The sequence below is a fragment of the Rhodococcus sp. NPDC056960 genome (assembly GCF_042674125.1).
GTDB lineage: Bacteria > Actinomycetota > Actinomycetes > Mycobacteriales > Mycobacteriaceae > Rhodococcus_F.
Genome location: NZ_JBHURF010000003.1, coordinates 317,310 through 339,521, shown reverse-complemented (window position 1 = coordinate 339,521; position 22,212 = coordinate 317,310). Strand labels below are relative to the sequence as shown.

At 69.4% G+C, this 22,212-nt stretch carries 22 protein-coding genes and 2 riboswitches; of the genes, 2 read left to right on the top strand and 20 right to left on the bottom strand.

Going from position 1 to position 22,212, the window contains the following annotated elements:
• Positions 1 to 22 precede the first annotated feature (22 nt).
• From ACFTWF_RS06830 to ACFTWF_RS06745, 18 genes are all read right to left on the bottom strand, one after another.
• Positions 23 to 1,165 (bottom strand): LLM class flavin-dependent oxidoreductase, encoded by a 1,143-nt coding sequence (locus ACFTWF_RS06830; protein WP_378460495.1) that lies wholly within the window; start codon positions 1,163 to 1,165, stop codon positions 23 to 25.
• Positions 1,162 to 2,076: an LLM class flavin-dependent oxidoreductase gene (locus ACFTWF_RS06825; protein ID WP_378460494.1), complete on the bottom strand. Its 915-nt coding sequence runs from the start codon at positions 2,074 to 2,076 to the stop codon at positions 1,162 to 1,164. The genes ACFTWF_RS06830 and ACFTWF_RS06825 overlap by 4 nt, the downstream gene beginning before the upstream one ends.
• Positions 2,077 to 2,078: 2 nt before the next feature.
• On the bottom strand, positions 2,079 to 2,870 hold the full coding sequence (locus ACFTWF_RS06820) for a DUF1684 domain-containing protein (RefSeq protein ID WP_378460493.1): 792 nt from the start codon (positions 2,868 to 2,870) through the stop codon (positions 2,079 to 2,081).
• Positions 2,867 to 4,231: an NtaA/DmoA family FMN-dependent monooxygenase gene (locus ACFTWF_RS06815; RefSeq protein ID WP_378460492.1), complete on the bottom strand. Its 1,365-nt coding sequence runs from the start codon at positions 4,229 to 4,231 to the stop codon at positions 2,867 to 2,869. Before ACFTWF_RS06815 ends, ACFTWF_RS06820 begins: the two co-directional genes overlap by 4 nt.
• A gap of 4 nt (positions 4,232 to 4,235) precedes the next feature.
• On the bottom strand, positions 4,236 to 5,372 hold the full coding sequence (locus ACFTWF_RS06810; protein WP_378460491.1) for an LLM class flavin-dependent oxidoreductase: 1,137 nt from the start codon (positions 5,370 to 5,372) through the stop codon (positions 4,236 to 4,238).
• The gene (locus ACFTWF_RS06805) at positions 5,365 to 7,023 is read right to left on the bottom strand and encodes a dipeptide ABC transporter ATP-binding protein (RefSeq protein ID WP_378460490.1); all 1,659 of its coding nucleotides are present in this window, start codon (positions 7,021 to 7,023) and stop codon (positions 5,365 to 5,367) included. Before ACFTWF_RS06805 ends, ACFTWF_RS06810 begins: the two co-directional genes overlap by 8 nt.
• Positions 7,020 to 7,940 (bottom strand): ABC transporter permease, encoded by a 921-nt coding sequence (locus ACFTWF_RS06800; RefSeq protein WP_378460489.1) that lies wholly within the window; start codon positions 7,938 to 7,940, stop codon positions 7,020 to 7,022. The genes ACFTWF_RS06805 and ACFTWF_RS06800 overlap by 4 nt, the downstream gene beginning before the upstream one ends.
• Positions 7,933 to 8,925, bottom strand: a complete 993-nt coding sequence (locus tag ACFTWF_RS06795) for an ABC transporter permease (RefSeq protein WP_378460488.1) — start codon at positions 8,923 to 8,925, stop codon at positions 7,933 to 7,935. The genes ACFTWF_RS06800 and ACFTWF_RS06795 overlap by 8 nt, the downstream gene beginning before the upstream one ends.
• A gap of 3 nt (positions 8,926 to 8,928) precedes the next feature.
• Positions 8,929 to 10,578, bottom strand: a complete 1,650-nt coding sequence (locus ACFTWF_RS06790) for an ABC transporter substrate-binding protein (RefSeq protein WP_378460487.1) — start codon at positions 10,576 to 10,578, stop codon at positions 8,929 to 8,931.
• Between the two features lie 143 nt (positions 10,579 to 10,721).
• On the bottom strand, positions 10,722 to 10,805 hold the full coding sequence (locus tag ACFTWF_RS06785) for a putative leader peptide (protein ID WP_378460569.1): 84 nt from the start codon (positions 10,803 to 10,805) through the stop codon (positions 10,722 to 10,724).
• 4 nt (positions 10,806 to 10,809) lie between these two features.
• Positions 10,810 to 10,903, bottom strand: a riboswitch (SAM riboswitch).
• A 47-nt stretch (positions 10,904 to 10,950) separates the two neighbouring features.
• The gene (locus tag ACFTWF_RS06780; RefSeq protein WP_378460486.1) at positions 10,951 to 12,345 is read right to left on the bottom strand and encodes an NtaA/DmoA family FMN-dependent monooxygenase; all 1,395 of its coding nucleotides are present in this window, start codon (positions 12,343 to 12,345) and stop codon (positions 10,951 to 10,953) included.
• A 15-nt stretch (positions 12,346 to 12,360) separates the two neighbouring features.
• Positions 12,361 to 13,419 carry an LLM class flavin-dependent oxidoreductase gene (locus ACFTWF_RS06775; protein WP_378460485.1) on the bottom strand — a complete coding sequence of 353 codons (1,059 nt, stop codon included), beginning with the start codon at positions 13,417 to 13,419 and terminating at the stop codon, positions 12,361 to 12,363.
• Positions 13,416 to 14,477 (bottom strand): LLM class flavin-dependent oxidoreductase, encoded by a 1,062-nt coding sequence (locus tag ACFTWF_RS06770; RefSeq protein WP_378460484.1) that lies wholly within the window; start codon positions 14,475 to 14,477, stop codon positions 13,416 to 13,418. Before ACFTWF_RS06770 ends, ACFTWF_RS06775 begins: the two co-directional genes overlap by 4 nt.
• A complete protein-coding gene (locus ACFTWF_RS06765) occupies positions 14,474 to 15,016 on the bottom strand; it encodes a GNAT family N-acetyltransferase (protein ID WP_378460483.1) in 543 nt (180 codons plus the stop codon). The genes ACFTWF_RS06770 and ACFTWF_RS06765 overlap by 4 nt, the downstream gene beginning before the upstream one ends.
• 11 nt (positions 15,017 to 15,027) lie before the next feature.
• Positions 15,028 to 15,999 carry an ABC transporter substrate-binding protein gene (locus tag ACFTWF_RS06760; protein ID WP_378460482.1) on the bottom strand — a complete coding sequence of 324 codons (972 nt, stop codon included), beginning with the start codon at positions 15,997 to 15,999 and terminating at the stop codon, positions 15,028 to 15,030.
• 51 nt (positions 16,000 to 16,050) lie between these two features.
• The gene (locus ACFTWF_RS06755) at positions 16,051 to 16,833 is read right to left on the bottom strand and encodes an amino acid ABC transporter ATP-binding protein (RefSeq protein ID WP_378460481.1); all 783 of its coding nucleotides are present in this window, start codon (positions 16,831 to 16,833) and stop codon (positions 16,051 to 16,053) included.
• The gene (locus ACFTWF_RS06750) at positions 16,830 to 17,738 is read right to left on the bottom strand and encodes an amino acid ABC transporter permease (protein WP_378460568.1); all 909 of its coding nucleotides are present in this window, start codon (positions 17,736 to 17,738) and stop codon (positions 16,830 to 16,832) included. The genes ACFTWF_RS06755 and ACFTWF_RS06750 overlap by 4 nt, the downstream gene beginning before the upstream one ends.
• 229 nt (positions 17,739 to 17,967) lie before the next feature.
• On the bottom strand, positions 17,968 to 18,042 hold the full coding sequence (locus tag ACFTWF_RS06745) for a putative leader peptide (RefSeq protein WP_368681154.1): 75 nt from the start codon (positions 18,040 to 18,042) through the stop codon (positions 17,968 to 17,970).
• Positions 18,043 to 18,049: 7 nt separating this feature from the next.
• A riboswitch (SAM riboswitch) is annotated at positions 18,050 to 18,146 on the bottom strand.
• Positions 18,147 to 18,357: 211 nt separating this feature from the next.
• On the opposite strand from ACFTWF_RS06745, the gene ACFTWF_RS06740 reads away from it, so the two are divergent.
• Positions 18,358 to 19,125, top strand: coding sequence for a sulfite exporter TauE/SafE family protein (locus tag ACFTWF_RS06740; RefSeq protein WP_378460480.1), 768 nt, complete (start codon positions 18,358 to 18,360; stop codon positions 19,123 to 19,125).
• Positions 19,126 to 19,201: 76 nt separating this feature from the next.
• Positions 19,202 to 19,987, top strand: a complete 786-nt coding sequence (locus ACFTWF_RS06735; protein WP_185729798.1) for an HAD-IIA family hydrolase — start codon at positions 19,202 to 19,204, stop codon at positions 19,985 to 19,987.
• Between the two features lie 21 nt (positions 19,988 to 20,008).
• Here ACFTWF_RS06735 and ACFTWF_RS06730 read toward each other — a convergent pair whose 3' ends face one another.
• A complete protein-coding gene (locus tag ACFTWF_RS06730; RefSeq protein ID WP_378460479.1) occupies positions 20,009 to 20,548 on the bottom strand; it encodes an LppA family lipoprotein in 540 nt (179 codons plus the stop codon).
• Entirely contained in the window at positions 20,545 to 22,203 is a 1,659-nt protein-coding gene (locus tag ACFTWF_RS06725) for an alpha/beta hydrolase (RefSeq protein ID WP_378460478.1), read from the bottom strand. Before ACFTWF_RS06725 ends, ACFTWF_RS06730 begins: the two co-directional genes overlap by 4 nt.
• Positions 22,204 to 22,212 lie beyond the last annotated feature (9 nt).

The following is a 22,212-nucleotide window of genomic DNA, read 5'->3' as shown; positions in this document are numbered from 1 at the left end:
CCAGCGTTCAATCATCGCGATCTCAGGCGGCGAGCAGGCGGGGCAGTCCCCACTCCGCGGCCAGCAACTCGTACGAGCGCAGGCGGTCGGCGTGATCGTGGGTGACGCTGGTGATCACCAGTTCGTCGGCGTCGGTGAGCCTTCGCAGGCTGTCGAGTCGGTGGGCGACGGTAGCGGGTGCCCCCACGAACTGAGTGATCAGCCGATCCTCGACCGCGGCGCGTTCGGTTTCCCCGAGCGGTGCGGTGTGCGCGGGGTCCGGGTACGGGATCGCACCGTGCCCGCTGCGGATGCTGTGCGTCCAGTGCCCGAACGTCGACGCCAGCTCCTGCGCGGTCGCATCGTCCTCCGCGACGACGGCGTCGGCGGAGACCACGACGTACGGCCGCTGCAGGTTCGCCGACGGCCGGAACGCGGCCCGGTAGGCCTCGACCGCTTCGATCGTCGTCGACGGGCTGACGTGGTAGTTCGCCCCGAACGGCAGCCCCAGCCTGCCGGCGAGTTCGGCGCTCGGTCCCGCACTGCTGCCGAACACCCACACCTCGAGGTCCGCGCCCTCACCGGGGCTCGCGTGGAGTTCGATTCCGTCCGGAGTGCGGTAGGTGCCGTCGAGCAGCGCGAGGATGTCGTCGACCTGTGCGTCGAACGCCGGTGACAGCGCGCCCGGCTGCTGCAGCACGGACTGCGCCGCGGTGAGCCGCGGAGACAGCAGCAGGCCGGACGGGTCGAACGGTGCCGGGATGACGACGCCGTCCCGGATCTCGGTCTCCCGGCGGGGCGGCGCCGGTTGGTTGTTGCGCTCCGCAACCGCTTTCAGCGCCTCGGCGCGGCGCTGACCCGACCGTCCGAGCCCGAGATCCAGGCGCCCCGGGTACAGCGCGTCGACGGTGCCGAACGCCTCGACCACGGCCGCGGCGGTGGTGTGCCCCAGCTGCACCGCGGCGGCGCCGATCCGGAGTGTGCTCGTCGCCGCGGCCAGGATCCCGGCGAGCACGGCCGGTGAGGAGCCGGCGACGCCCACGAAGTGGTGCTCGGCGACCCAGTACCGCTTGTAACCCCACCTTTCGGCGTGCTGGGCGAGGTCGACGGTGTTCCGCAGCGCCTGGCGTGCGGTGGCCCCCTCGCTGACGGGCGACAGATCGAGGACGGACAGCGGAGTGGTCATGAGGGCACTTTCTGAAGAGAGCGGGGATGGACGGCGCGGTGGCTGAGCGGGGCACCGAGTCCGAGGTGCCGCCGCAACGTGGGGGTGGTGTAGTCGGTGCGGAGAATGCCACGGTCCTGGAGCAGCGGCACCACCGTGTCGACGAACTCGTCGAGCCCGGCAGGGGTGGCTTGGGAGTCGAGCACGAATCCGTCCGCCGCCTCCCCGTGGACCCATCGCACGATCCGGTCCGCGACGGAGGCCGCGGGTCCTGCGAACGTCGTGGCGGCGAGAACCGTCACCGCCCCGGCAGGCCGGCCGGCGGCGACGGTGCGGCGCCGGAGGTCGGCGCGGAACGCGCGGCCCTCCTCGAACGTGGCGAGTGGGGCGATGACGACGTCGCCGTGGCGGGCGGCGAGATCCCGCTCGGCCGGGCCGTCGCCCGAGACGATCACCACGGGCTGCGCCTGCGGACTCCTCGGCACGGTGAACCGTCCGCCGATGCGGAAGTCCCGCCCCCGGTGATAGAAGGCGCCCGCGGTGGGATCGGAGACGAATCGTCCCGCGTCCCGGTCGACGGTCACGACGCCCTCGGCCCAGGAATCCCACAGGGTGCGCGCGATGTCGACGAACTCCGGCGCCCGCTCGTCCGCGGCCGTCACGACGTTCCACGCCGCCCGGCCGCCGGACAGATGATCGAGCGAGCCGAGCCGGCGGGCCACGTCGTACGGTTCGGTGGAGGTCGTGCCCAGGGTGGCCGCGAGCCCCACCCTGTCGGTGTACGCGGCCAGCGCGTTCGGTTCGGTGACGCCGTCGGCGACGACGAAGTCGAACCGTCCCCGCTCGGCGGTGCGTGCGGCATGCACCGATGCCGCGGCGTCCGTCCGGCCGGCGGCGATCGACGCACCGAGCACGACCTGCTTCTCGGCCATGTCTACCGCGGGTTCTTCTCGCCGGCCTCGACCGCGAGCGTCAGCCTGTTCTCCGCGGGCGCCACCGGGCACGTGGCGTAGTCGGTGAACGCGCACGGCAGATTGGACGCCCGGTTGAAATCGAGGACAACCCGGCCGTCGGCGGCGGGGACGGCGACGGCCAGCGACCGCGCCGCGGGGTAGGTGCTCACGCCGCTGGTGGCATCGGTGAACAGGACCTGCAACCCACCGTCCTTGCCGGCGAACGCGACGAGTTCGTGTGCGCCACCGTCGTGCTCGAATGCGAGCGTCCCCACCGCGGTGTGATGGTGCTCGAGCCCTTCGACGACGGCGCCCGTCGTCACGACCCGGGTCTGCGGGAACGGCGTGAACGTTCCGGGAACGGACCACCGCTGCGCGGCGGGGAACGCCGGGATGCCGGTGAACGCGGCGAGGGTGCCGGCCTCGGGGTCGTGGATCCGCAGCGCGACGTCGCCGGTTCTCCGGATCACCTCGATGTTGCGGTTCCCGTGCCGCACGAGCAGACCGGGCGCGCCTTCCAGGGGTGCGAGGGCCGCGGTGCCGTCGACCGTCTCGCCGTCGACCTCGAGACCGGCGTCGGCGGTGATCACCACCCCGTCCGCGTCGGCCCGCCATTTTCCGGGCAGGTCGGGGAACGTCGTGTCGGTCTCGACGAGCCAGTGCAGGGCCGTGAGGCTCAGCCAGCCGAGCGGGTCGCGGAACGCGTCTTCGCGGGCCGAATGCCAATCCTGCCAGTCCTGCTCGAATGTCGTGGTGTCGGTGACTGCGGTCATGATGCCCGAACTCCTTCTGTCTGCTGATGGGGGTGGCGCAGTCCGAGGTGGCTGCGCAGGGTCGTGCCCGAGTACTCGGTGCGGAAACTGCCGCGGTTCTGCAACTCCGGGACCACTTTCTCGACGAATTCGTCCAACCCGGCCGGGGTGAGGTGCGGCACCAGGATGAAGCCGTCGCACGCGTCCGCCTGCACGTAGCGGTCGATCTCCTCCGCGACCTGGGTGGCGGTGCCGACGAACTGCTGGCGGGTGGTGACGGCGATGATCAGTTCGCGGATGCTGAGCTTCTCGGCCTCCGCCCGGGCTCGCCACTGGTCGGCGATCTCGCGGGGGTCCTTCGCGTGCCGGACCCGGCCGCGGGTGATGGTCGAGTCTTCCGCCGGTTCGACGTCCGGCAGCGGACCGTCCGGGTCGTACGCGGAAAGGTCACGTCCCCACACCTGTTCGAGGAACGCGATCGCGGTCTGCGGACCCACCTGCTGGTGCCGGATGTGGTCGGCGCGTTCGGCCGCGTCGGCCGCCGAGTCGCCCAGCACGAATGTCGCGGCGGGCAGCACCTTGAGGTCGTCGTGGCTGCGTCGGTACTTCGCCAGCCTGCCCTTGACGTCGGTGTAGAACTTCCGGCCGTCCTCGAGCGATCCGTGGATGGTGAAGATCGCGTCCGCCCGGGCGGCCCCGAATTCGCGGCCCTCGTCGGAGTCACCCGCCTGCAGCAGCACCGGGTGCCCCTGGGGGCTCCGCGGAATCGTAAATCGTCCCCGGATGTCGAACTGGAAACCGGAATGGGTGACGTCGCCGATCGCGTTGTCCGGGGCGAACACTCCCCGGACGCGGTCGATCTGCAGGGCATCCGGGTCCCAGCTGTCCCAGAACTTGCGGGCGCCGTCGATCAGTTCGCCGGCGCGGACGTAGCGGTCGGCCTTGTCGAGGTATCCCCCGCGCCGGAAGTTCTCGCCCGTGAACGCGTCCGAGGACGTGACCATGTTCCACGCGGCCCGGCCGTCGGACAGGTGGTCGAGCGAGGCGAAATGCCGTGCCAGCTCGTACGGTTCGTTGAACGTCGTGTTGATGGTCCCGGCCAGACCGAGGTGCGTGGTGACGCCGGCGAGTGCGCCGAGCACCGTCAGCGTGTCGGGGCGGCCGACGACGTCGAGGTCGTGGATCCGGCCCCGGTGCTCCCGCAGTCGCAGGCCCTCGGCGAGGAAGAAGAAGTCGAACAGTCCGCGTTCCGCGGTCTCCGCGAGGTGCACGAAGGAGTCGAAGTCGATCTGACTCTTCGACGCGGGGTCGCTCCACACGGTGGTGTTGTTGACTCCGGGGAAGTGCGCGGCGAGGTGAATCTGCTTGCGCTGGTTGCTCATGAGGTCAGTCCTGTCCGGCGAAGTGGTTGACGGGACGGGAGAGGCCGAGCCGTTCCCGGAGGATTCCCCGACCAGGCACCGGGGCGTCCGACCGCAGCAGGGGCAGGACGTGCGCGGTGATCGCTTCGAGTCCGGAGGCCAGCGCCAGCGGCCGGAGCGTGACGCCGTCGACGTCCCCGGTGGCCACCACGTCGGTGATCAACCGGGCCAGCCCGGCGGCGTCGCCGCGGTGGAGAAGCGACTGCGGCTCGTACCGGGTGCCGGACCAGTTCTCCAGTTGTGCGAGGTCGTGGTCGGCGGCGTCGGCGGATTCGGCGATCACCACCTCGACGTCGAGCAGCACCCGGATCGACCCGGGGTCACGGCCGGCCTTCGCGGCAGCCGTGCGTACCTGCACTGCCCGCTGACGTGCGGCCTCGACCCCGGGGGCGCCGATGCGGATCACGTCGGCACGTGCGGCAGCGACCCGGGTGGAGTGCTCCTCCCGGGCTTCGATCACGATCAGCGACTGCCCCTGCGGCGACCGCGGTGTGATCGAGGGGCCCTTCACCGTGAAGTGGGTGCCCTCGAAATCGATGTAGTGCAGCTTGTCCCGGTCGATGAAGCGTCCGGTCGCCGCGTCGCGGATCTCGGCGTCGTCCTCCCAGCTGTCCCACAGCAGGCTCACCACCTCGATCGCATCGGCCGCCTCCTCCCACAGGCTGTCGACGTCCTGAGCATCCTTGCGTCCGAACAGATTCGCCTGCGCCTGTCCGGCCGACACGTCCACCTGCCACCCCGCGCGCCCCCGTGATGCGTGGTCGAGGCTCGCGATCGCCTTCGAGACGTGGAACGGTTCGGTGTGGGTGACGGTCACCGTGGGAACCAGGCCGATGCGGTCGGTGGCGGCGACGGCGCGTGCCGCGATCGCCACCGCGTCCAGGTGCCCGCGCTGCTCGGCGTGCCCCGTCGTCGCGATCGCGAAGGAATCGCCGAGGAACGCGAGATCCACCCCGGCCGCGTCGGCCTGCCCGAGCAGCCCGGTCCAGTATCCGGCGGTGAAGAGGTCCTCGGCGCGCGAGTCCGGGCGCCGCCAGGACTGCGGATGAATTCCCGTGCCGTACAGATCGACGGCGACGAGTGGGGAGCGTGGCTCAGGCATGAATCGATTCCTTCGGCTGCGGGGAACGGGGGCGCACGACGGATCGTCCCGGGATCGCGTCGAGCAACTGCCGGGTGTAGTCGTGGCGGGGTTTGTCGAAAATTTCTGCCGCGGTACCGAATTCGACGATCTGACCGGAACGCATCACCGCGACCGTGTCGCTGATCTGCCGGACCACGGCGAGGTCGTGCGAGATGAAGAGATAGCTCAGGCCGAGGTCCCGCTGCAGATCGTCGAGCAGACCCAGGATCTGCGCCTGCACCGAGACGTCCAGGGCCGACACCGGTTCGTCGAGCACCACGAGTTCGGGATGCAGGGCCAGCGCCCGGGCGATGGCGACTCGCTGACGTTGCCCACCGGACAGTTCGGCGGGCCTGCGGCCCAGGAAGGTGCGGGGCAGCGCGACCTGGTCGAGCAGTTCGGCTACCCGCGCCGCTCGTTCGGTCCTGGTTCCGACACCGAACGCACCGAGGGGTTCCGCCACGATGTCCGAGACGGCCAGTTTCGGGTCGAGCGAGGCGTACGGGTTCTGGTACACGATCTGCACCCGCCTGCGCAGGGCACGCAGCGCGCCGCCACGCAGGGTGGTGACGTCCCGGCCGTCGAACTCGACGCGTCCCGCGGTGGCGGTCTCCAGCCGGATGGCGATCCGCGCCACCGTGGACTTCCCCGACCCGGATTCCCCGACCAGCGACAGGGTGCGTCCCCGCGGGACGTCGAACGACACGTCCCGCACGGCGTCGATGGCCGTGCGCCGGTCGATCCGGAATGTCCGGGACACCCCGCTCACGCGCAGCAGGACGTCGGGGGCGACTCCGCCGTCGTGGTCGTCGAGCCGGGGTCCCCGCTCCACGGAGAGGCTGGGTGCGGCGGCCAGCAGGGTGCGGGTGTACTCGTGCTGCGGGTTCTCGAGGATCTCGCGGGCGGGCCCCGACTCCACCACCTCCCCCTGGCTCATCACCACGATCCGGTCGGCCCGGTCCGCGGCGACGCCCAGGTCGTGGGTGATCAGCAGGACCGCGGTGCCGGATTCGGCGATCCGTGCGTCGAGGTGATCCAGAATCCGGCGCTGGACGGTGACGTCGAGCGCGCTGGTCGGCTCGTCCGCGATCACGAGTTCGGGGCTGCACGCCAGCGCGATCCCGATCAGGACACGCTGCCGTTGCCCGCCCGACAGGTCCTGTGGGTACTGCCGCGCCCGCACGTCCGGGTTGTCGATCCCGGCCTCGGCGAGGATGCGCACCGCCTCGAGTTCGGCGGTCCGCCGGTCGGCGAGTCCGTGGATCCGCAGTACCTCCGCCACCTGCGCCCCGACCCGCTGGACGGGGTTGAGGGAGGTCGTCGGGTCCTGTGGGACGAGGCCGATTCGGGCGCCGCGGATCCGGCCCAGCGCGCGCTCGGACTGCGTGTCGAGGCGTTCGCCGTCGAACGTGACGGTGCCGCCGACGGTGCGGCCGTTGCCGCCGAGCAGTCCGAGGATCGCATGCGCCGTGGTGGATTTCCCGGAGCCGGACTCGCCGACCACCGCCACTACCTCGCCCCGGCCGACCGTCAGGTCGACGCCGTTCACGGCCACGACGGGATCGCTCACACTGCCGTACGCCACCCGGAGTCCGGAGACCTGCAGCAGCGGGATGTCGTTCGCGCTCATCGCACTTCCCTCCGTTCGAGTGCATGTCCGAGCCGGTGCGCCGATAGCACGACGGCCACGATCACGACCCCGGGAAGGGTCGTCATCCACCACGCGGTGGCGAGGTAGTTCCTGCCCTCCGAGATCAGCGAGCCCCACTCCGGGGTGGGCGGCACCGCGCCGAACCCGAGGAAGCTCAGCGACGACACGGCGAGCACCGCCATGCCGAACTCGACGGCGGCGAGCGCCACGACGGGCGCGTACGAGTTGCGCAGCACGTGCCGACGCAGGACCGTGTGCCAGCGGACGCCCGACGCGAACGCCGCCTCGACGTACAGCGACCTGCGGACGCGCAGCACCTCCGACCGCATTACCCGGGCGAAGTTCGCGATCAGCGACACTCCGACGGCGACGGCCACGTTGACCGTGCCGAACCCCAGCGCCGTCACCAGCGCGAGCGAGAGCAGCAGCGCGGGGATCGACAGGAGGACGTCGACGATTCGCATGAGCACGGCGTCCAGCGCGCCGCCGACCGCGCCGGACAGCAGACCGATCAGCGAACCGACGGCCAATGCGATTCCCACTGCCAGCAGCGTTGCGGTCAGGGACAATCCGGCTCCGTGGACGACTCGGGTGTACACGTCGCGTCCGATGTTGTCGGTGCCGAACCAGTGTGCGGCGCTGGGCGCCTGCAGTTTCCGGGCGGGTACCCCGACCAACGGGTCACCGCTCGCGAACACCGACGGCGCCACCGCGAATCCGACGGCGAGCAGGAGCACGGCCGCCGCGACGACCGGCACGACAGTGTGCCGCAGCCATGCAGGCACGCCGAGTGCGCGACGGTGTGTCCCCGGCGTGATCGGGGGCGGAGGTTGTTGCGGGGCGGGGTCGAAACCCTCGGCCTCGTCGAGGAGTTCCCGGGTGAGGATGTCAGACATGAACCTTCTCCTCCAGATCAGCGCGGTCGTCGGCGGCGTGGCGGCTTCGCCTGCCCTCGACGATCCGGGGATCGATCAGCGGGTAGAGCAGATCGACCGCGAGATTGACGAGGACGTAGACGAGGGAACTCAGCACCACGATCCCCTGGACCACGGGTATGTCCTGCGCCATCACCGACGTCTGTGTGAGCCGCCCGACGCCGGCCCGCGAGAACACCGTCTCCACGACGACCGATCCGGCCAGCAGATTGCCCACGAGCACACCGGCGATGGTGAAGGCGGGAATGCTCGACAGCCGCAGCGCGTGCCGCGTCTGGATTCGCCGGCGCGACGCGCCCTTCGCCCGCGCGGCCTCGATGAACGGCTGCCGCCACGTGGTCTGCAGACTCGCCGCGAGCACCTGGGCGATCACCGCGCCGGTCGGCAATGCCAGCGTCACCGCGGGGAGCACCAGAGCGGCGACCCCCTGGTCTCCGAACGCTGGGAAGGCCTTCAGCCGGAACGAGAACAGCTGCAGCAGAATCAGACCCACCCAGAACGTCGGCACCGCGACACCGAGCGGCGGCAGCGAGAACAGCAGGTTTCGCAGCCACCGGATGCCTGTGTAGGTGGCGAGGAACGCGACGGACGTCCCGAACGCCACGGCGAGGACGAGCGCCGCGAAGGCCAGCGCGAGCGTGCTGGGCAGCGCGTTCCCGATCGCCTCGGTCACCGATTGCCCGGTGGCGATGGAGTACCCGAAGTCGCCGCGCACGGCATGGCTCAGCGAGTTCCAGTACTGCACCCACACCGGCTGGTCCAGGCCGTACCGCGCCTGCAGTTCCGCGACGGCGGCCGCGTCGACCGTGGTTCCTGTGGACGCCGAGTCGACGGCGATGCTCACCGGGTCGGACGGCAGCAGGAACAGCACGGCGAACGACACGGTGAACGTCGCCCACAGCACGGCGACCGCCTGCAGAACCCGGAGTCCGAGGTAGCGAATCATGGCTCAGCGTCCGCTGATCCAGGTGTCGAAGAACTGGAGCCGGGCCGAGGCCTCGAACTTCAGGTTCTGCACGGTCGGGCCCGCGCCGATCGCCTGCGACAGCTCCACCGTCGGGATCCACAGACCGTTGCCCAGCACCTGCTGCTGGGCGTCGGCGAGGAGTGCGCTCCGCTCGGCGGTGTCGGTGGTGGCCAGCTGCTTCGCCAGCACGTCGTCGAGCGCGGGAATCGCGTTCCGGCTGTTCAGGTTGCGACCCTCGAGACCGAACTGGGTGCGCAGGATGTCACCGTCGGCGCGAGTGCTGTTGTAGTAGGTGGCGTCGAAGTCCTTCGAATTCTGGCGGGCGGTGGCTTCCGGGGTGGACACGAGGTCCAGTTGCAGATCGACGCCCACCTCCTTCAGCTGCTGCTGCACCAGTTCGAGGATGGCCTGGTTGCCGGCGAACACCGAACTGAACAGAACCGGGAAACCGAGCTTCTGGCCACCCTTCTCGCGGATGCCGTCGGCGCCGGGCATCCAGCCGGCCTGATCCAGAATCGATTTCGCCTTTTCCGGGTCGTACGTCACGTCCGGCAGGGCGACGTATCCCGGGGTGCGGCTCGCCAGCGTGCCGGTGGCGGGCTTGAAATTGGGGCCGAGCACGGTGTCGACCAGTTCCTGCCGGTTGATCGCCGGGACCAGCGCGCTGCGGACGACGGGGTCGACGAGCGGTCCGCGGGTCACGTTGGGCTGGAAGCCGAACGGGGTCCCGGGATTCGACGTGGTGAGCACCCGTCCGCCCGCGCCCTCGATCTGCGGGGCGTCCTGCGGCAACGCGTCGCTGATCGCGTCCAGCTGTCCCGAGGACAGGCTGCCCGTGCGGACACCGGATTCGGGGACGACGCTGAACTCGATGGTGTCCAGGTAGGCCTCGCCGTCGTGGCCGAACACGTCGGAGCCCCAGTCGTATCCGGCACGCTTGGCCAGGGTGACGGATTTGTCCTGCTGGTAGTCGGCGTATGTGAACGGTCCGGTACCCGAGATGTCGCCGGTGCAACGCTCTTCGGCGGACTTCGCGACGGAACTGTCGGACAGGATGCCGAGCTGCGGGGTGGACGACGCCTGCAGGAACTGCGCGTTGGGTGCGGCGAAGTCGACCTGCGCGGTCAGCGGGTCGACGACGGTGGTGCCGGTGTACCCGGTGAGATAGCTGGCGGCCAGTGCGGCCTTGGCCCCGGTGAGGGTGTTGACGACGGCGTCGAGGTTCTTCTTCACCGAGTCCGCGGTGAAAGGTGTTCCGTCGCTGAACGTCACTCCGTCCTTCAGGTGGAACGTGAAGGAGGACGCGTCGGCGTCGGTGTCCCAGCTCTCGGCCAGCCACGGCTTCAGTTCGCCCGTCTCCGGGTCCTGATCGGTGAGCGAGTCCACCACCTGACGAGCCACGTAGATCGTCTGGTTCGTGCCCGACTGTGCGGGGTCTGCGCACGTGGGTGCCTGGGACAGGCCGTAGCGGAGGGTGCCGCCGGGCTGCGGCGGTCCCGCATCCGCCGCGGTGGAACTGCCGGAACCGCCACCGCACGCGGTGAGCGCCGTGGCCAGCACGGCGGCGGCGCCGATTCCCGCGGCGATGCGGGCACCGCCGCGGGAGGACGAGGACAAAGGTACTGAGGGCACCGAGAACTCCGTGATCTCGAAGAAGTGCCGTGCGCGCTGCCCGTCGTAGGGGCAGCGCTCACGCGCACAGGAAGGTGAAAGGCACCGGATCCGAGGCGGATGCGGTGTGACGAACCGGAACCCCGAGGTGGCGGGGTGGCGGGTCAGCTGAAACAGATGGAGGTGGACAGCCGGCAGAGATCGACGTGCAGGCGCCCCCAGGCGCTCACGAAGCCTTCGGTCAACATGGTTCCTCCATCGATCCCGGCGGTAGCACCCGCACCCGCAGGACGGGGGGTTGCTGCGACGTCAACGAGCCAGGTCTCTCGGTCGCTCTGGATGGTCGTTACCGAGTGTAAGAGATCGTCGGTCGCCGCGCCACACGGGCCCCGGCTACCCGGTGGCCTGCCGGGGTGGAAGCTCCCGCCGCGACAGCGGGGGCCGGAGACCGAGGTGCTCGCGCAGGGTCGAACCTTCGTATTCCGTTCGGTACGAACCACGCTCCTGCAATTCGGGTACCAGCAGGTCGACGATGTCGTCGAGTCCGGTGGGCACCAGGTACGGCGAAATATTGAAGCCGTCCGTCGCTCCGCTGCGCACCCAGCGGGTGAGTTCGTCGGCGACCTGATCGGGTGTGCCGGCGAAACCGGAACGCTGGGTGGTGGCGATCGCGACCTGGCGCAGCGACAGGTTCTGCGCCTCGGCCAGGGCACGCCATTCCCGCGCGATGGCGAGCGGATCCTTCCCGTCTCGCGCCGCCCCGCGGGTGACGGAGATCGGTGCTGGGACCGGATCGAATTCGGGCAGTGGACCGTCGGGGTCCCGATCGGACAGGTCGCGACCCCACACCTGCCCGACCAGCGACAGAGCCGTCTGGCCGGTGTACTGGCCTTCGAGGACCCAGCGGACCTTCTCCTCGACCTCGGATGCCGTCTCCGCGAGCACGATCTGCGTGCCCGGCAGAATCTTCACGTCGTCCTCGGGGCGTCCGGCACGGCGCAGTCTCGCCCGGATGTCCTCGGCGAAGGCGAGCGCGTCGTCGAAATGAGTTCCGTGCCGGGAGAAGATCACCTCGGCGCGGCCGGCCGCGAAGTCGCGGCCCGCCGGGGAGTCGCCGGCCTGGAAGATGACGGGGTGGCCCTGGGCACTGCGCGGCAGGGTCGGGGTGATCGCGACGTCGAATTGCGACGTCCGGCGCGTCACCTGCTGCACTCCGTCCGGGGCCACCCACGTCGGCGCGTCGGTGCTCGTCGCGACCGCGTCGTCGGCCCACGCATCCCAGATCGCGCGAGCGGTGTCGAGGAACTGGCCGGCCCTCTCGTACCGGTCCAAGTGGTCGAGGAAGCCGCCGCGGCGGAAGTTCTCGCCGGTCCAGGCATTGTCCGTGGTGACGGCGTTCCAGCCGGCCCGGCCACCGGACAGCAGGTCCAGCCCGGACAGCCGCCGGGCGAGGTCGGCAGGCTCGTTGTAGGTGGTGTTCTGGGTGGCCACCAACCCGATGTGCCGGGTGATGCCGGCAAGCGCCGCGAGTTGGGTGATCGCGTCCGGGCGGCCGACGATGTCGAGATCGAGGATCTTGCCGCCCTGTTCCCGCAGGCGCAGGCCCTCACCGAGGAAGAAGGCGTCGAACAGGCCCCGCTCGGCGGTCAGGGCGACCCGACGGAACGTCTCGAAGTCGATCTGCGAACCGCTCGACGGGTCCGACCAGATGGTGGTGTGGTTGACACCCTGGAAGAAGACACCGAAATGCACCTGGGCGCCGGGTCTGGCGTACGAATTGTCGGTCATGGTCTCCACAACCTTTCAGCGAGAGGAGTCTTCGAGGCGCTCCGCCCGGAAGCGGTTGACGGGACGGTCGAGGCCGAGCGTGCCGCGCAGGGTCGCACCGGGAACGGGACGGTGGGCGGCACCGGCGCGCAGAAGTGCCGGGATCACGTACCGCGCCAGCACCGGAAGATCCTCGTCGACGACAGCGGGATGCAGTCGCACACCGTCGACGTGCGCATCCAGTGCGCGCAGCAGTTCCACCAGCCCGGAGGCCTCGCCCGCGAACGACAGCCGCCCGCACGGCGGGGCGGGCGTGGTGGCGCCGAGTGCCACGTCGAGTTCGGCGAACACGAGCGCCGCCCCGCGGTCCTTCGCCCGTGCGGCGGCGTCGGCGATGTCACCGGGTGTAGCCCCGGACACCAGCACCACGTCGACCTGGGACGGATCGGTCCGGCCGTCGAGTCCGAACACCACCAGTTGCCCCTGCGGCGGTCGCGGCACGATGGCCGGGCCCTTCACCGAGTACGTGTCGCCCCGGAAGTCGACGTAGTGCAGTCGGTCTCGGTCGACGAAACGACCGGTCGCGTAGTCGCGGATCACCGCGTCGTCTTCCCAGGAGTCCCACAGGTTCCGGACCACCGTGATCGCGTCCCGCTCCTCCCGGGCGAGGTCGGCGGGTGCGGTGACTGCAGATCGTCCCAGTGCGTCCGCGACCCGGGGGTCGGTGTCGCGGGAGGCGATCCAGCCGCCGCGACCGCGCGATGCGTAGTCGAGTGTCGCGAGCTGGGAGGACGTGTGGAACGGCTCGGCGTACGTCGTGCCGACCACCGGTACCAGGCCGATCGTGCTCGTGGTCGCGGCGACGAACGCCGCGCGGTTCACCGCGTCGATCCGGCCCACGGGTCCCCCGTCGGCGCCGGGCGGCAGAAGCGAGTCGTCGAACGTGGCGAACGTGAATCCGGCGTTCTCGGCCGCCGCGACCCGGTCCGCCACGGTGTGCCCGGTCAACAACCGGTCGGGTGAATGACCGGCTCGCCGCCACGCTTCGGGATGGGCGCCTTCGCCGTCGAGTTCGATACCCAGAAAGAGGCTCATGCGTGTCCCTCCACGGTGTGCGCCGCGAGAGGGCGGCTCGGAATGGCCGCGCGCAACGCGGGGGCCACCTCGGCCTGGAACAGCTCGAGGCTTTCGCGGTGCTGCTTGTCGGTGCCGACACGGTCGGCGCTCAGGTGGATCACCTCGTGGCCGAACTGCTCGTGGTAGCGCTGCACCTTGTCGATCACCTGCTGCGGGCTGCCGATCAGTGCCGAACTGCGTTCCACGAAGTCCTCGACCGTCTCGAACACCACCGGAAGTCCTGCCCTGCGGGCGAAGTCGAGGCGGGCGGCGTGGATCGGCCGCCACAGGTCGAGCGCGTCCTGCGAGTTCGGTGTGACGTAGAACCCGGCGGTTCCGGCACCGACGAGGGCGTCGGCGGGTTCGTGACCGTAGTGCGCCCACCGTTCGCGGTAGTGCCGGACCAGCTCGGCGTACGAATCGATGGGGTAGGTGACGTTGGCCGAGAAGATCGGATCACCGTAGCGGGCAGCGAGATCTACCGATTCCGTGCTCGTCGCGCTGCCGTGCCAGATCCGGATCCGCGGCTGCAACGGGCGCGGTAGCGCGACCGCGTGGTCGAGAGACGGCCGGAACGTGCCCTCCCACGTCACGTCCTCGCTCTCCCACAACTGCCGGAACAGTTCGTAGCCTTCGCGATTGCGATCCCACTGATTCTCCGGGGTGACGTGGAACAGCTCCGCCTGCGCCGTTCCGTTCCCCTTGCCGATGATGAGTTGCAGTCGGCCGCCCGACAGGTTGTCCAGCGTCGAGTAGTCCTCGAACGCACGGACCGGGTCGAGCAGACTCAGCGTGGTCACCGCGGTCCACAACTGGAGCGTGTCGGTACGCGCCGCGATCGCGCTGAGCACCACGGGCGGCGACGAGGACAGGAAGGGATGTTCGTGACGCTCCCCCACCGCGAACCCGTCGTACCCCAGTTGCTCGGCGAGGACGGCCGACTCCACGACCTCTCGCAGCCGGGCCGCGGTGCCGATCTTCTCCCCGGTCACCGGATCCGGTTGGTGAGTGATCAGGCTCATCAGCAGAAACTTCATACGGACTCGTACTCCTTTGCGGCCCAGCCGGAGGGCAGAGCGGTGGCGGTGGGCAGGACCTTCTCGAATCCGTGGATTCCGACGTCCTGCGGCGGGAGGGAGCGGTCGAACAGCGCCGTGTATCCCGCGGCCAGGTACAGGCCCACCGCCTCGGGCTGCCGCGGCCCCGTGGTGAGGAAGATGCGGGCGTAGCCGGCGCGGACGATCGCGGCCTCGAGTTCACGCAGCACGATCCGTCCGAGGCCCCGGCGGCGGTGCGCCGACGAGGTCCAGATCCGTTTGAGCTCGGCGGTGTTCTCGTCGTACCGGCGAAACGCCCCGCCCGCCAGCGGCGTCCCGTTCTCGACGAGCACGAGCAGTGCGCCGCCCGGCGCGGCGAACTCCTCCGCCGGATAGGTGGTGAGGTCCTCGTAGATCTCGTCGCGGGTGCGCCCGTACCGGGTGCTGTATTCGATCGCCAGTTCGTCGAGCAGCGGCGCGGCCAGTGGATCCGTCTGGTCGACGAACACGGCCTGCACGGAGTCGGTCCTCTCGGTCACTGTTCCTCCTGTCAGCTGGTCTTGGGAAGACCGGGCGGGTTGACGATCGACGTGTCGACCGCCTCGTTCGCGATGTTCCAGCGATCGAGAACCTGTGCGTACGTGCCGTTCTCGATGATGTGGTTGATGGCCTCGTTGACGGCGGTGATCAGCCCGTTGTCCTTCTTCGTGAGCACGGCGATCTCACCCTGGAGCGCATCGCCCGCACCGGAGAAGGTTCCGGCGATCTCGGTCTCCCCGGCCTGCGCGACGTGGAACGACGAGGACGGGTTGGGGCCGAAGTACGCGTCGATCCGGCCCGACGCGAGAGGCAGGTAGTAGTCGGTGGTGTTCTGGTAGTAGGTGATGTCGGTGGGTTCGAGCCCCGCCGCGACGTTCTGCTCGCTCCACTTCACCAGCAGTGCTTCCTGATTGGTGCCGGAGGAGACCGCGATCTTCAGGCCCGCGACGTCCTTGGGCTCCTTGATCTGGATGCCGCTGCCCTTCTTCGTCTCGAACGCGACCGTGTCGAGGCGGTACGTCGAGAAGTCGTACTTCTCCTTCCGCTCCTCCGTAACGGTGACGTTGGAGATGAAGGCGTCGGCCTCCCCCGAGTCGATCCGGACGAAGTTCTGCGCCCAGTCGGCGGCCTGCAGATCGACCTTCAATCCGAGGACGTCACCGATCAGGTACGCGAAGTCGGTCTCCGTGCCGATGAGCGTCTTGTCGTCGTCGGCGTAGAACCGCAGGGGCGGGGCCGAACCGGCGCTGCCCGTCACGACGAGCGTCCCGCGGTCGCGGATCTGCTGGGGAACCTTCGCGGCGATCGAGTCGACCTCGTCGGTGGTGATGCGATTCTGGTCGGCGGTGAGGTTGTAGCCGGCGGCCGAGGTCGGCCCCGATCCCTCGTCCTCGACGTCGCCGCCCCCGCACGCGGCGGCGAGCAGCGCGACGGTGGTGAGGGTCGAGGCCAGGATCTTCGTACGGAACCGTGCGGTGGACATGTGTGCCTTTCGGGGATCCACACCGATCGTGTGGGGAACAGGTGTGGTGAATCAGAGAACTCGGGAGAGGAATGCCGTGGTGCGGTCGTGCTGCGGGTTGTCGATGACCTGTGCGGGCGGGCCCTGTTCCACGACGACGCCGGCGTCCATGAACACGGCGGTGTCGGCGACCTCGCGGGCGAAGCCCACCTCGTGGGTGACGATGACGAGGGTGGCGCCGTCGCGTGCCAGTTGCTTGATGACGGCCAGCACCTCGCCGACCAGTTCGGGGTCGAGCGCGGAGGTGGGCTCGTCGAACAGGATCACCGCCGGACGCAGCGCGAGAGCCCGGGCGATCGCCACCCGCTGCTGCTGTCCGCCGGACAGTTGTCGCGGGTACTCGTGGGCCTTGTCGCCCACCCCGACCCGCTCCAGGAGTGCCTTCGCCTCCACCTCGACCGCGGCCCGGTCACGGCCCTGCGCCGACACCGGCGCCTCGATCACGTTCTCCAGCACCGTGAGATGCGGGAACAGGTTGAAGTTCTGGAACACGAATCCGATCCGGGACCGCTGCTTCAGGATCTCGCGCTCACGCAGTTCGTGCAGTTTGCCGCCCTTGCGCCGGTACCCGATCAGGTCACCGTCGATGCGAATGGTGCCCCGGTCGACCTTCTCCAGGTGATTCAGGGTGCGCAGCAGCGTGGACTTGCCGGAGCCCGACGGGCCCAGGATCACCGTCACCTCTCCCTTCCGGACCAGCAGGTCCACGCCCTGCAGGACGTCGAGTGCACCGAAGGACTTGTGCACTCCGCGCACCTCCACGGCGAACTCCGCCGGCTGGGCGTCGACCGTCATTTCGTGGCACCTCTCGGTACGGAGACACCGGCATCGCGGATCTCGGCGAACTTCCGGGTGACCTTCTGCCACGGGGTCGGTGGCAGTGCCCGAGCCGATCCGCGTGCATAGTGCCGCTCGACGTAGTACTGGCCGATCGACAACAGCGTGGTCAGGATGATGTACCAGATCGTCGCGACCATCAGCAGTGGCACGACGCGGCCGTTCCTACCGAAGATCACCTGTACCTGGTAGAACAGTTCGGCGATCGCCATCGTCGACACGATCGAGGTGCCCTTGAACAGGCTGATCACCTCGTTCGCGGCGTTCGGGAGGATGCCACGCATGGCCTGGGGCAGAACGATCTTGAAGAACTGGCGCCGGCGGGGTATGCCCAACGATTGCGCCGCCTCGATCTGCCCGTGGTCCACCGAGATGATGCCGGAGCGGATGATCTCGGCGGAATACGCGGCCTGATGCAGGGCCAGTCCGATAACGGCGGCGGTGAAGCCGCTGATGACGCCGTTGACCTCGAACGTGAAGAAGCCGGGTCCGAACGGAATGCCCAGCGACAGAGTCTGATACAGGTACGTGATGTTGAACCAGAACAGCAACTGCACGATCAGCGGGATCGACCGGAACGCCCAGATGTACACCCAGGCGATCACCTGCAGTACCGGGTTGTGCGACAGGCGGCTGACCGCCAGCACCACACCGAGCGCGAACCCGAGGACCGTCCCCCACAGCGTCAGCTTCACCGTCATCCACAGCGCCTGCAGCACGGAACCGGCGGTGAAGTACTTGGCGAACGTCGCCCAGTCCCACCCCGGGTTGGTGGCGAGACCGTGGACGAACTGCGCGAGCAGCACCAGGACGACGACGCTGACGACCCACCGCCACGGATGCCACCTCCGCGCGACTTCCAGTGCCGCGTCCTCGGGCCGGTCACCGTCGCCGGAGGGTGCGGAATCGAGGGGTGCGGCCGATCGCGCCCGGACGGGGGCGCTCACGTTCGCTCACCACTTGGAACAGACATCACTGAGGCGGCCTTTCACCTGGAGCGGGACGAGTCGAGGCGCGCGTCTACCGCCTTCTGCGGGCGCGCGTCAGATGCTCACCGGGCGTCGCGCCTGGTGAGCGTGGTGCGAGAGATCGTCAACAGTGGCAGGAAGTGGTCCGGCACAGGTCGATGTGCCGTCTGCGCCATGCTGGGCGCGCGAGGTAGTTCATGTGCTGCCTTCCATCGATCCCGGCGGTAGCACCCGCACCCGAAAGATTCGGAAGGGTTGCTGCGACGTCAACGAGCCAGGTCTCTCGGTCGCTCTGGATGGTTGAAGCGAACACTAGCCGCCTTCCCGCACGCCGTCAACACGAGGTATTCCCCTGCAACACAGGGGAAATGGTTTCGGAGGAACCAAGAATCACCGTGCGCAGAAGTGCTGACATCTGCCGGGGATTGCGGTTGAATCAGCCGCGGAGCGGTGCATCGCCGCGGTCGTGCGACCCGGCTGCCCGGCCGCCGCGGGCCCTTGTAACGTCGCCTCGGTGACACCACTCGAAGTCATCGCAATCCTGGTAGCCGGTGTCGGCGCCGGCGCGATCAACGCCATCGTCGGCAGCGGCACGCTCATCACCTTCCCCACCCTGGTCGCCTTCGGGTTCCCCCCGGTGACGGCGACGATGTCGAACGCCATCGGTCTGGTGGCCGGCGGCGTGTCCGGCACGTGGGGATACCGGCGAGAGCTGGCCGGGCAGGGACCGCGGCTGCGATGGCAGATCCCGGCGTCGCTGACCGGTGCAATTCTCGGCTCGTGGTTGCTGCTGCATCTACCCGAGACGGTGTTCGAACTCGTCGTCCCGGTGCTGCTGATCCTCGCCCTGATCCTGGTGGTGCTGCAACCGAGGATCCAGGCGTGGGCCAAGCAGCGGGGCAGCCACGAGGCGGGCCTGAGCGCGACGCGCCTCGGCCTGCTCACTGCGGGCACGTTCGCCGTGGGCGTGTACGGCGGATACTTCACCGCCGCGCAGGGCATCCTCCTGATGGGGGTGATGGGCGCGATCCTGCCCGAGAGCCTGCAGCGGATGAACGGCGCGAAGAACCTGCTGTCGCTGATCGTCAACGTCGTGGCCGCGACCGCGTACACGCTCGTGGCCTTCGACCGGATCAGCTGGGCGGCCGCCGGCCTCATCGCGGTCGGCTCGCTGCTCGGCGGTGTCCTCGGCGCCCGTTACGGTCGCCGGCTGTCGCCGACCGCGCTACGGGGAACCATCGTCGTCGTCGGCCTCATCGGACTGTTCCGGCTGCTCGCATAGTCGCGCATGCCTCCTCCCGCTCCCTCATACTGGGTCGGTGAGCAACGAAGTAGAGCACCCGGGCTGGACATACCTGATGGACATGGACGGCGTCCTCGTCCACGAAGAGCACCTGGTTCCCGGAGCCGACCTGTTCCTGGCCGAACTCCGCGAATCCGGCACCCCCTTCATCGTCCTGACCAACAATTCGATCCGGACGCCACGCGATCTCCGCGCCCGACTTCTCCGCACCGGCCTGGACATTCCCGAGGAATCGATCTGGACTTCTGCGCTGGCCACCGCGACATTCCTCGCGAACCAGCGTCCGGGCGGCAGCGCGTACGTCGTGGGCGAATCGGGGCTCACCACCGCGTTGCACGACATCGGGTACGTCCTCACCGAGAACGACCCCGACTACGTGGTTCTGGGCGAGACCCGCACCTACTCGTTCGAGGCCATCACCACCGCAATTCGTCTGGTGGAGAGGGGCGCTCGCTTCATCGCCACCAACCCCGACCCCACCGGACCCTCACGGGAGGGTTCGCTTCCGGCCACGGGATCCGTTGCGGCACTGATCAGCCGGGCCACCGGTCGCGACCCGTACTACGTGGGCAAGCCGAACGCGCTCATGATGCGCTCGGCGCTCCGCGCCATCGGCGCGCACTCCGCGAACACGCTGATGATCGGCGACCGCATGGACACCGACATCGTCTGCGGCCTCGAGGCCGGGTTGCAGACCATCCTCGTACTCACCGGCATCTCGACGCGCGATTCGGTGGAACTGTTCCCCTACCGCCCCACCGCGGTCCTCAAATCCGTCGCCGATCTCGTCGGCCGCACGTCGGATCCCTTTGCGGCTTCGCCGCCCGTGAGTACTTCTTAACCGCCGGACGTTAACAAGTACTCACGACCGGCGGCAGCCGGTGATGCCCCGGATCGACGCCGCCTCGGATGTCCCTAAGGTGATCCGGTTCCCGTCGTCGCTGGACAACGTGACGTCGTGGTGTCCGGGCCGGTCGACGTGAACGTGGAGTCGGCTCATTCCGGCCTCGGCGGCGATCGCACGTGCCGCGGCCAGCACCGCCGGCCATTCGGTGTCGCCGATCGGGAGGTCGGACAGCAACGCCTGCGTGGTGACGGAGAGCCCGTCCGTGTACGCGTACGGTCCCGGGCATCCCCCGCCCTGGCTGCGTTCCCGGTGCCACCGCCATTGCGTGCCGGGGGCAATCGCGGCGGCGGCCTCGCCGATCCGGACTACCGCGTCGGTGACCTGCCGCTCGGTGGCCGCGAGCGAGGGCCGGACGCTCAGGCTCTCGGCCGCCGCCGCGATCTCGTCGTCGCCGAAGTTGTACGGGTTGTCGGTCACGCCACCACATCCGCTCGTCAGGATCGCCGCGCCGATCACGGCGACCGTCTTCGCTGTCCATCCGCCCCGGACCGTCACCGGACCGCCAGGTCCGGCAGACCCGCCACGATCACGGCCATGTTGTACCCGGACGTCCGCATGGTGCCGTCGCCGCTGGACCGCGGATATTCGCTGTGCCCGTTGGCGTCTTCCCGCCGCACTCCGTCGGGTGTCGTCGCCTCACGCACCGACAGTTGTTCGAGGTCGGTCTGCACGGGATCGGGTCCGAGCCGGCCGAACCCGTCGACCATGCTGATGGGGTCGTCGTGCGCGCGCATCACGAATCCGTGGCCTCGAGCCAGCCCGAGGTCCGATTCGTCGTTCGCGTGGAACCCGGGCGAGCCGTAGAACACGGCGTCGTCGACGGGTTGTCCCGGGCCCGGATCCTGCAACGCGAGGCCCTGGGTGTACGAACCGTACGAATGACCGAGCGCGGTGATGTGCGGGTCGGGCTTCTGCGAGGCGACGTCGAGGCCCTCGTAGAAGGATGCGAGTTTCGGGGCGCCCGCGGTCGCGCGGTCGGACTGCCAGGAGTCGAGGAGCCATCCGCGGCCGAGATTCTGGTCGAGGAACGGCACGTCGTAATTGCCCGGACCGATGGTGGTCGGCGGCTGATACCCCAGCCACGCAATCGTGGACACCGTGTCGCCCGTGTGGCCGGCCAGGTCCAACTGCCGTTCGGTCTCGGCCTTCAGGGCCTGTGCCTCGTCGGTCATCCCGCGCAGTGACGCCATCGTCGTGTCGATGCCCGGAGTGGTGACCGAGATGTGGTCGGCGGTGTCCGGGTCGCCGAGCGCGAACGCGGCCATCGTCCGCTCACCCGACTGCAGGTCGAGGAGCATCAGCCGTCCGTCCGGGTGATCGCGCACGAGCCGCTCGAGGTCGTCCAGATCCCGCAACTTCTGCTCGGTGTACCACAGGGCCGCGTCGTCGTCGGTGAACGCTCCTCCGAACATGTTGTGGCCCAACCTGTCCCGGAGCCGGTCGCGCTCGGCCTCCCAGCGCGACCGCTCGTCGTCGAACCGGCTCACGTTCGCTTCGTGCCGTACTGCCGAGGGGATGCCGTCACGGTTGCCGACCCACTCGGGATGCCGATCGATCACTTCGCGGCGCTGGGACGGGGGCAGGGCCTCCCAGTACGCGCGGTTGTCCGGTGGGGAGCCGTCCGGCGGCGGCGCCGGGGCGGACAGTTCGGGACCGGCCGGGCCCGCCGCGCCGGGGTCGAGTTCGCCGTCCGCGGCCCGTGTCAGGGCAGCGGCCGCGTCGGCGACGAGGTCCTCCGTCTGGAGTATCAGCGCCCGGGCGGCGGCGCGGACTTCTTCACGCAGCGCCACCGCCGAGCCGTCGACGGGCTGACCGGCGACGTCCCCGCTGTCGGACAAGACCATTCCGTGGGCGGCCGCCGTGTCTCGGAGGCAGTCGAGTTCGGCCTTCAGATGCGTGACCGCGTCGACCAACTCACGGGCCAACCTCTCGACGACGGCGATCGCCGCGGCCTCGCCGGTCAGATCATCTGCGGCGATCCGGAACCGCCGACGCGCGGCGTCGGCGGCGTCGTCCTGCCACGTCGGCAACCGGCCGATGTCGGCGAGACGGTCCTGCACGAAGCCGATCGTGGCCAGTCGCTCGGACAGCGACCGTTGCACGGCCTGCAGCGCTCCGACGTCCCACCGGGCAATGTCCCTCAGATTCACGATCCCCCC

Excerpts from the sequence above, each read along its gene's own strand:
- ACFTWF_RS06830 (WP_378460495.1), bottom strand. The coding sequence starts at position 1,165 with ATGACCACTCCGCTGTCCGTCCTCGATCTGTCGCCCGTCAGCGAGGGG.
- ACFTWF_RS06825 (WP_378460494.1), bottom strand. The coding sequence starts at position 2,076 with ATGGCCGAGAAGCAGGTCGTGCTCGGTGCGTCGATCGCCGCCGGCCGG.
- ACFTWF_RS06820 (WP_378460493.1), bottom strand. The coding sequence starts at position 2,870 with ATGACCGCAGTCACCGACACCACGACATTCGAGCAGGACTGGCAGGAT.
- ACFTWF_RS06815 (WP_378460492.1), bottom strand. The coding sequence starts at position 4,231 with ATGAGCAACCAGCGCAAGCAGATTCACCTCGCCGCGCACTTCCCCGGA.
- ACFTWF_RS06810 (WP_378460491.1), bottom strand. The coding sequence starts at position 5,372 with ATGCCTGAGCCACGCTCCCCACTCGTCGCCGTCGATCTGTACGGCACG.
- ACFTWF_RS06805 (WP_378460490.1), bottom strand. The coding sequence starts at position 7,023 with ATGAGCGCGAACGACATCCCGCTGCTGCAGGTCTCCGGACTCCGGGTG.
- ACFTWF_RS06800 (WP_378460489.1), bottom strand. The coding sequence starts at position 7,940 with ATGTCTGACATCCTCACCCGGGAACTCCTCGACGAGGCCGAGGGTTTC.
- ACFTWF_RS06795 (WP_378460488.1), bottom strand. The coding sequence starts at position 8,925 with ATGATTCGCTACCTCGGACTCCGGGTTCTGCAGGCGGTCGCCGTGCTG.
- ACFTWF_RS06785 (WP_378460569.1), bottom strand. The coding sequence starts at position 10,805 with ATGTTGACCGAAGGCTTCGTGAGCGCCTGGGGGCGCCTGCACGTCGAT.
- ACFTWF_RS06780 (WP_378460486.1), bottom strand. The coding sequence starts at position 12,345 with ATGACCGACAATTCGTACGCCAGACCCGGCGCCCAGGTGCATTTCGGT.
- ACFTWF_RS06775 (WP_378460485.1), bottom strand. The coding sequence starts at position 13,419 with ATGAGCCTCTTTCTGGGTATCGAACTCGACGGCGAAGGCGCCCATCCC.
- ACFTWF_RS06770 (WP_378460484.1), bottom strand. The coding sequence starts at position 14,477 with ATGAAGTTTCTGCTGATGAGCCTGATCACTCACCAACCGGATCCGGTG.
- ACFTWF_RS06760 (WP_378460482.1), bottom strand. The coding sequence starts at position 15,999 with ATGTCCACCGCACGGTTCCGTACGAAGATCCTGGCCTCGACCCTCACC.
- ACFTWF_RS06755 (WP_378460481.1), bottom strand. The coding sequence starts at position 16,833 with ATGACGGTCGACGCCCAGCCGGCGGAGTTCGCCGTGGAGGTGCGCGGA.
- ACFTWF_RS06735 (WP_185729798.1), top strand. The coding sequence starts at position 19,202 with ATGGACATGGACGGCGTCCTCGTCCACGAAGAGCACCTGGTTCCCGGA.